Origin of the sequence: Streptomyces sp. TM32, assembly GCF_004122755.1 — a bacterium.
Lineage (GTDB): Bacteria > Actinomycetota > Actinomycetes > Streptomycetales > Streptomycetaceae > Streptomyces > Streptomyces sioyaensis.
This window is the reverse complement of record NZ_SDIG01000241.1, coordinates 1-7,400: the sequence shown is the minus strand read 5'-3', so window position 1 is coordinate 7,400 and position 7,400 is coordinate 1. Positions and strand designations below refer to the sequence as shown.

6 protein-coding genes are annotated in these 7,400 nt (G+C 73.2%); 2 read left to right on the top strand and 4 right to left on the bottom strand.

All coding sequences use genetic code 11. The features are described from left to right. Positions 1 to 14 precede the first annotated feature (14 nt). Both EST92_RS30035 and EST92_RS30030 read left to right on the top strand, forming a co-directional pair. On the top strand, positions 15 to 1,148 hold the full coding sequence (locus tag EST92_RS30035; RefSeq protein ID WP_129283844.1) for an ADP-ribosylglycohydrolase family protein: 1,134 nt from the start codon (positions 15 to 17) through the stop codon (positions 1,146 to 1,148). 52 nt (positions 1,149 to 1,200) lie between these two features. Beyond that, the gene (locus tag EST92_RS30030; protein WP_129283843.1) at positions 1,201 to 2,457 is read left to right on the top strand and encodes a CoA transferase; all 1,257 of its coding nucleotides are present in this window, start codon (positions 1,201 to 1,203) and stop codon (positions 2,455 to 2,457) included. Positions 2,458 to 2,582: 125 nt separating this feature from the next. On the opposite strand, the gene lgt is transcribed toward EST92_RS30030, so the two are convergent. The 4 genes from lgt to trpB all read right to left on the bottom strand — a co-directional run bounded on the left by lgt (position 2,583) and on the right by trpB (position 7,041). Next, positions 2,583 to 3,680, bottom strand: coding sequence for a prolipoprotein diacylglyceryl transferase (lgt, locus tag EST92_RS30025; protein ID WP_129283842.1), 1,098 nt, complete (start codon positions 3,678 to 3,680; stop codon positions 2,583 to 2,585). A 171-nt stretch (positions 3,681 to 3,851) separates the two neighbouring features. Further along, a complete protein-coding gene (locus EST92_RS30020) occupies positions 3,852 to 4,826 on the bottom strand; it encodes a thioredoxin domain-containing protein (protein WP_129283841.1) in 975 nt (324 codons plus the stop codon). 113 nt (positions 4,827 to 4,939) lie between these two features. Continuing rightward, positions 4,940 to 5,758 carry a tryptophan synthase subunit alpha gene (trpA, locus tag EST92_RS30015; protein ID WP_129283840.1) on the bottom strand — a complete coding sequence of 273 codons (819 nt, stop codon included), beginning with the start codon at positions 5,756 to 5,758 and terminating at the stop codon, positions 4,940 to 4,942. Next, on the bottom strand, positions 5,755 to 7,041 hold the full coding sequence (trpB, locus tag EST92_RS30010; RefSeq protein ID WP_129251332.1) for a tryptophan synthase subunit beta: 1,287 nt from the start codon (positions 7,039 to 7,041) through the stop codon (positions 5,755 to 5,757). Before trpB ends, trpA begins: the two co-directional genes overlap by 4 nt. Positions 7,042 to 7,400: the final 359 nt, after the last annotated feature.

Below are 7,400 nucleotides of genomic sequence, written 5' to 3'. Positions count from 1 at the left end.
GGGCGACCGGTGCGCTGGTCGGGGCGGCGGTCGGGGACGCACTCGGCGGGCCCGTGGAGGGCTGGTCTCCGGAGGAGATCGCGAAACGGCACGGCGGCCGGGTCGAGGGCATCGTCGGACCGTTCCACGACGACTGGCGCACCGCCCGGCCGATCGCGCCGTACCACAAGGGCGACGGGCACGTCACCGACGACACCCTGATGACCCATGCGCTGGTCAGGGTGTACGAGACGGTGCGCGATCACCTCGACGCCTATGACATCGCCGATCATCTGGTGCCGGACCTGATCGGCACCCCGCGCTGGATCCCGGAGCTGGAGGCCGAGGCGCTGCCGCTGCAGCGGATCTTCCTCGCCGAGAAGTGGATCGTGGCGCGGCTGCACTACGGGCATGCGGATCCGCGGGAGGCGGGCGTCGGGAACATCGTCAACTGCGGCGCGGCGATGTACATGGCACCGGTCGGCGTGGTCAACGCCGGCAACCCGGACCGGGCGTACGCCGAGGCCCTGGACATCGCCGGCGCCCATCAGTCCTCGTACGGGCGGGAGGCGGCGGGGGTGTTCGCCGCGGCCGTGGCGGCCGCGTTCGTCCCGGACGCCACCCCGTCCTCCGTCCTCGTCCAGGCGCTGCGGCTGGCCAAGGACGGCACCCGCGCCGCGATCGAGGCGGTCTGCGAGGCCGCGTCGTCGCTGACCGACCCCGAGGCGGCGCCGGCGCCGCTGCGCGCGGCCGTCGCCCCCTTCGACACGGTGGGCCCGGACTACCGCAACCCCTCGCTCGGCGCCCGCCGCCCCTCCCGGCTGCACGCCGTCGAGGAACTGCCCATCGCCCTGGGCATGCTGCTGATCGGCGACGGCGACTTCCGCAGCACGGTGCTCGGCGCGGTCAACTACGGGCGCGACTCCGACTCGATCGCCACGATGAGCGGGGCGCTGGTCGGCGCGCTGCGCGGTGCGTCGGCGGTGCCGGCCGAGTGGAGCGAGGAGGTCGCCCGCGCCAGCCGCCTCGACCTGCAGGCCCCCGGGGCCGCGCTGGCCACCGTCGCCCGGGAGATCTTCACCCGCGACCGGTCCCGCGCCCGCACCCACGAGCAGGCCTTCACCGCGATCTCGGCCATCCCCGCGATGACGGAGGCGGGCAAGCGGTGACCGCCACCGCCGTCCTCATCCCTGCCCCTGCCCGAACGGAGGCCTGCGCACCATGACCGACCCGTCCCCCTCCGGGGTGGCCGAGCCCGCCGCGGGCGGCCGCACCTCCCCGCGGCCTCCCGCCTGCGGCCCGCTCACCGGGCTGCGGGTGCTCGATCTCGCCACGCTGTTCGCCGGTCCGCTCGCCGCCACCCTGCTGGGCGACTACGGCGCCGAGGTGGTCAAGGTCGAGCATCCGCACCGGCCCGATCCCTCGCGCGGCCACGGCCCCGCCAAGGACGGCATCGGGCTGTGGTGGAAGCTGCTGGGCCGCAACAAGAAGACCATGACGCTGGATCTGTCCCACCCGGGCGGCAGGGACGTGCTGCTGCGGCTCGCCGCCGGGGCGGATGTCGTGATCGAGAACTTCCGGCCCGGGACCCTGGAGCGCTGGGGCCTGGGCTGGGAGGAGCTGTCCGCCGTCAACCCGCGGCTGGTGCTGGCCCGGGTCACCGGCTTCGGCCAGTTCGGCCCGTACGCCCGGCGCCCCGGGTTCGGCACGCTCGCCGAGGCGATGAGCGGCTTCGCGGCGATGACCGGCGAGCCGGACGGTCCGCCGACCCTGCCGCCGTTCGGTCTCGCGGACGCGGTCGCCGCCCTCGGCACCTCCTACGCCGTGATGGCCGCGCTGCACGCCCGGACGGCCTCCGGCCGCGGCCAGGTCGTCGACATGGCACTCATCGAACCGATGCTGACCGTCCTGGGTCCGCAGCCACTCTGGTACGACCAGCTCGGCCATGTCCAGCCGCGGACCGGCAACCGCTCGGCCAATGTCGCGCCGCGCAACACCTACCGCACCGCCGACGGCTCCTGGGTGGCGGTCTCCACGTCGGCCGAGTCGGTCGCCGAGCGGGTGATGCGGCTGGTCGGACGCCCCGAGGTGATCGATGAGCCCTGGTTCGCGACCGGCGCGGGACGGGCGGAGCACGCCGATGAGCTGGACGCGCCGGTCGCCGACTGGATCGCCCGGCACGACCGGACCGAGGTGATGGCCGCCTTCGAGAAGGCCGAGGCGGCCGTCGCACCCATCTACGACATCCGCGAGGTGATGACGGATCCGCAGTACCAGGCGCTGGGCTCGATCACCGAGGTCCCGGACGACGAGCTGGGCACGGTCCGGATGCAGAACGTCCTCTTCCGGCTCTCCGAGACGCCGGGCGCCATCCGGTGGGCAGGCCGCCCGCACGGCGCGGACACCGACGAGGTACTGGCCTCCCTCGGGCTGACCGGCCCCGAGATCGACGGGCTGCGCGCGGCGGGCGCACTGTGAGCCCGGCCTGATCCAAAACGACAGGCCCTGGCTGACCCCCGCGGCGGGCGGGGCCGGACAGCAGAGCGCCGGGCGGCCCGAACGTCTCGGGACCGCCCGGCGCTGCCGGCGTACGGTGCGTCGCCTCAGGACTTCTTGGTGCTGCCGCTGCCGGCGGGCTTGGCGGCGTCCTCGGCGGACTCCTCCACCGGGTCCTCGCCCGTCGCGTCGCCGGCCGCGTCCGTCGCGGACCCGGTGGCGGCCTCCGCGGCCTTGTCGTCCCCGGGGTCCGTGGAGGCCGGGGAATCCTCCCCACCGTCGTCGGACGCCGCCTTCGAGGACGCCTTCCCGACGGACACCGTGCCGCCGTCCACGCCGTCACCGTCCCGGGTGCCCTCGTCGCCCTCCTCGCCCTCGGCGAGCTGCGCGCCCGGCTCGACGACCGCTTCCCGGCCGGGAACCTTCTTGGCCGAGATCACGAAGTAGGCGACGGCCAGGACGAAGACGATCAGGGCGGTCCAGACGTTCAGCCGCACGCCGAGGATGTGGTGCGCCTCGTCGACGCGCATGTACTCGATCCAGGCGCGGCCCGCGCAGTAGGCGGCGACATACAGCGCGAAGGCCCGCCCGTGGCCGAGCCGGAAGCGCTTGTCGGCCCAGATGACCAGCGCGGCGACGCCGATGCACCACAGGCACTCGTAGAGGAAGGTCGGGTGGTAGGTGCCGCCGATCCGTCCGATGGCCGGGTCGGAGCTGATCTTCAGCGCCCACGGGACATCGGTCGGCTTGCCGTACAGCTCCTGGTTGAACCAGTTGCCCCAGCGGCCGATCGCCTGCCCGAGGGCCAGGCCGGGCGCCAGCGCGTCGGCGTACGCGGGAAGCGGGATGCCGCGCCGGCGGCAGCCGATCCAGGCGCCCACCGCGCCGAGCGCGACCGCACCCCAGATCCCCAGGCCGCCCTGCCACACCTTGAAGGCGTCGAGCGGGTGGCCGTTCGGGCCGAAGTACGGCTCGTACGTCGTGATGACGTGGTAGAGGCGGCCGCCGACCAGCCCGAAGGGCACGGCCCACACGGCGATGTCCGCGACGGTTCCGGAGCGGCCGCCGCGCTGCACCCAGCGCCTGTTGCCGAGCCAGACGCCGACGAAGACGCCGATGATGATGCAGAATGCGTAGCCGCGCAGCGGGACCGGGCCGAGGTAGACGACTCCGGTCGACGGGCTGGGAATGAATGCGAGGTCCATGGCAGGGACGACGCTACCGCGCCGGGCGGGGTCGACGACAACTTCCACCCGGCTACGGCTGCGTAACGACCCCGCCGCGGACGATGACGCTGTGTGTCCGGGACCTTCGGCTCCGGTGCCGAAGGTCCCGGACGGACCCTCCGCCCAGGACGACCGGGACGACCCGGACGACTAGGGCGACGGCGTGTGGCCCGCTCCGCTCCGCGCGTCCCGGGGCACGGTGCTCCGGCCGTGGGTCTGCCGCTCCTGGGACGCCACGCCCGGGGTTCCGGTGTGGTGGTGGTGCGGTGCGGCGCTGTGGTGGCCCGCCGGCTTGCCGGGGTGGGGCGAGGTGCTCGGATGCGGCGGGAGGCCCTTGCCGGGCTGTTTGCCCTTGTTGGCCTCCTGCACCATCTTCTTGAGGTCCGCCGGGGTGAACCGGCCGCCCTTCTCCTGCGCGAGGTCCTTGCCGTTGAGCAGGACGGTCGGGGTGCCGCGGTATCCGGACGTGGCGAAGGCGTCGTTGGACTTCTGCGCGAAGCGGTCGTACCTGCCGTCGTTGACGCAGGCGGTGAAGGCGGGGGTCATCAGTCCCTTGACCTTGCCGGCCAGCTGGAGGAGGTACTTCTTGTCGGCGAACTTGTCCTGCGTCTCGGGCGGCTGGTTCGCGTAGAGAACGTCGTGGTACTCGCGGAACCTGCCCGCGTCCTGCGCGCACAGGGCGGCGTTGGCGGCGTTGAGGGATCCCTTGCCGCCCGCGTTTCCGTCGATGATCGTGACGAGGTGGTACTCGTTCTTGAGCTGACCGGAGTCCACCAGCTCATGGATGACCGGGCGGAAGCCGGTCTCGAACTGCTGGCAGGCGGGACAGCGGAAGTCCTCCCACACCGTGAGTGTGGAGGGGGCGCCGGCCGCGCCCACCGGGACGGCGGGCCGTTTGCCGCCGCTCGCCTGCTTCGGGACGGCGACCTCGTTGTCACTCTTGCCGCCGTTGTCGCCGGACGACGAGGCCCAGACGGCGATGCCGCCGGCGATCGCCAGCACCACCACCACCGATCCGGCGACGATCCCCTGCCGACGGCGCCGGGCGCGCGTCTTCTCCTTTTCCCGCTGCTCCTGGAGTCGCTCGCGGGCGGTTCTCTTACCCTCATGGTTCTTCTGGCTCACGCCCCTGGACAACGAAGCGGAGGGGTGCCCCTGCACCCCTCCGCACCGATGTTCGCCCTATCGAGGGACAGCGCGCCGGGCCGGCGTGGACGTCCGCCCGGCGCGCCCCGCTCCTAGGAGCGCTTGCGCACGCCCTCGGCCAGCTCGCCGGCCAGGGCACGGACCCCGGCGAGGCCGGACGCCAGGTCACCGTCCGCCGCCAGCAGCCGCTTGACGAACGCCGAACCGACGATCACGCCGTCCGCGAACTGCGCCACCTCGGCGGCCTGCTCGGCGTTGGAGACACCGAGGCCGACGCAGACCGGCAGGTCGGTCGTCGCCTTGGTGCGCCGGACGAGGTCCTGCGCCTGGGCGCCCACCGACGCGCGGGTGCCGGTGACACCCATCAGCGAGGCGGCGTAGACGAAGCCGGAACCCGCCGCCGTGATCTCGGCGAGCCGGGCGTCCTTGCTGCTGGGAGCGACGACGAAGACGGTCGCCAGACCGTGCTTGCCGGCGTGCTCCCGCCAGGTCGCGGACTCCTGGACCGGCAGGTCGGGCAGGATGCAGCCCGCGCCGCCCGCCTCGGCGAGCTCGGCGGTGAAGCGCGCGATGCCGTAGCGGTCGATGGGGTTCCAGTACGTCATGACCAGGACGGGCTTGCCGGTGGCCCGGTGCGCCTCGCGCACCGTCCGCAGCACGTCCGCGATCTTCACGCCGCCGCGCAGTGCGATGTCGTCGGCGGTCTGGATCACCGGCCCGTCCAGGACCGGGTCGCTGTGCGGGAGCCCGATCTCCACGATGTCCGCGCCGCCGTCGAAGACGGCCTTGGCGGCCTCGATACCGCCGTCGACGGTCGGGAATCCGGCGGGCAGGTAGGCGATGAGCGCGGACCGGCCCTCGGCCCGGGCGGCGGCGAGGGTGTCGCTCAACAGCTGGATGTTGCCGCTCACTTGGCGTCCCCTTCGATCTCCGCGCCGGCGGTGTCGGTGTCCGCCTCGACGGCGGCGTCGGTGTCGTACAGGCCGAAGTAGCGGGCGGCGGTGTCCATGTCCTTGTCGCCCCGCCCGGACAGGTTGACCACGATCAGGCCGTCCGGGCCGAGCTCCCTGCCGACCTCCAGCGCCCCGGCGAGGGCGTGGGCGCTCTCGATGGCCGGGATGATGCCCTCGGTCTGCGAGAGCAGGCGCAGCGCCTGCATCGCGGCGTCGTCGGTGACGGCGCGGTACTCGCCGCGGCCGCTGTCCTTGAGGTAGGCGTGCTCGGGCCCGATGCCGGGGTAGTCCAGACCGGCCGAGATGGAGTACGGCTCGGTGATCTGGCCCTCCTCGTCCTGGAGGACGTAGCTGCGGGAGCCGTGCAGGATGCCCGGTTCGCCGGCGGTCAGCGTGGCGGCGTGCTCCCCGGTCTCGATGCCGTGGCCGGCGGGTTCGCAGCCGATGAGCCGGACGCCGGTGTCCGGCAGGAAGGCGTGGAACAGGCCGATGGCGTTGGAGCCGCCGCCGACGCAGGCCACGGCCGCGTCGGGCAGGCGGCCGGCGCGCTGGAGGATCTGGCGGCGTGCCTCGACGCCGATGACGCGGTGGAAGTCGCGCACCATCGCGGGGAACGGGTGCGGGCCGGCGACGGTCCCGAAGAGGTAGTGGGTGTGGTCGACGTTGGCGACCCAGTCGCGGAAGGCCTCGTTGATGGCGTCCTTGAGGGTGCGGCTGCCGGACTTCACGGCGATGACCTCGGCGCCGAGCATCCGCATCCGGGCGACGTTGAGGGCCTGGCGCTTGGTGTCGATCTCGCCCATGTAGATGGTGCAGTCGAGGCCGAAGAGGGCGCAGGCGGTGGCGGTGGCGACGCCGTGCTGGCCGGCGCCGGTCTCGGCGATGACCCGGGTCTTGCCCATGCGCCGGGTGAGCAGCGCCTGACCCAGCACGTTGTTGATCTTGTGCGAGCCGGTGTGGTTGAGGTCCTCGCGCTTGAGGAACACGCGGGCCCCGCCGGCCTGTTCGGCGAACCGCGGCACCTCGGTGAGCGCGCTGGGGCGGCCGGTGTAGTTGACCAGCAGATCGTCGAGTTCGGCCGCGAACGCGGGGTCCGCCTTGGCCTTCTCGTACTCGGCGGCGACCTCGTCGACCGCGGCGACCAGCGCCTCGGGGATGAATTTGCCGCCGAAGGCACCGAAGTAGCCTTCGGCGCTGGGGACTTGACCCTCAGGGTCGGGAAGGAAGAAATCGGAGGACATCTGACGCACTCCTAGACCGGGGCACGCGCCCCGGAAGTCCGGTTCATCGGGAAGTGAGCATGGAGGAAGGCGGCGCGCTGCGGGGTCGCTGCCGCCGCGGAGCCGGCGGGGCCGGTACCGCGGAGGTACGGACGCGGATGCCTCGGGGCATTCGCGGCGCCGACACGGGGCCGGCGCGTCAGCGCGCGGGCCCCCGTCGCCATCGCCTGCCGTTGATCTGTCCCGGCTCGGACCCGATGTGGTACCTGACCCGGCGCCCGTGGACCCGCCGCGCGGGGGCGCGGCAGCCGCGGTGCCACGACGGCAGCGCAGAGCACTTGGCCTCGGGGCGGCGGGTCCACGGGCGCCGGGTCAGGTAC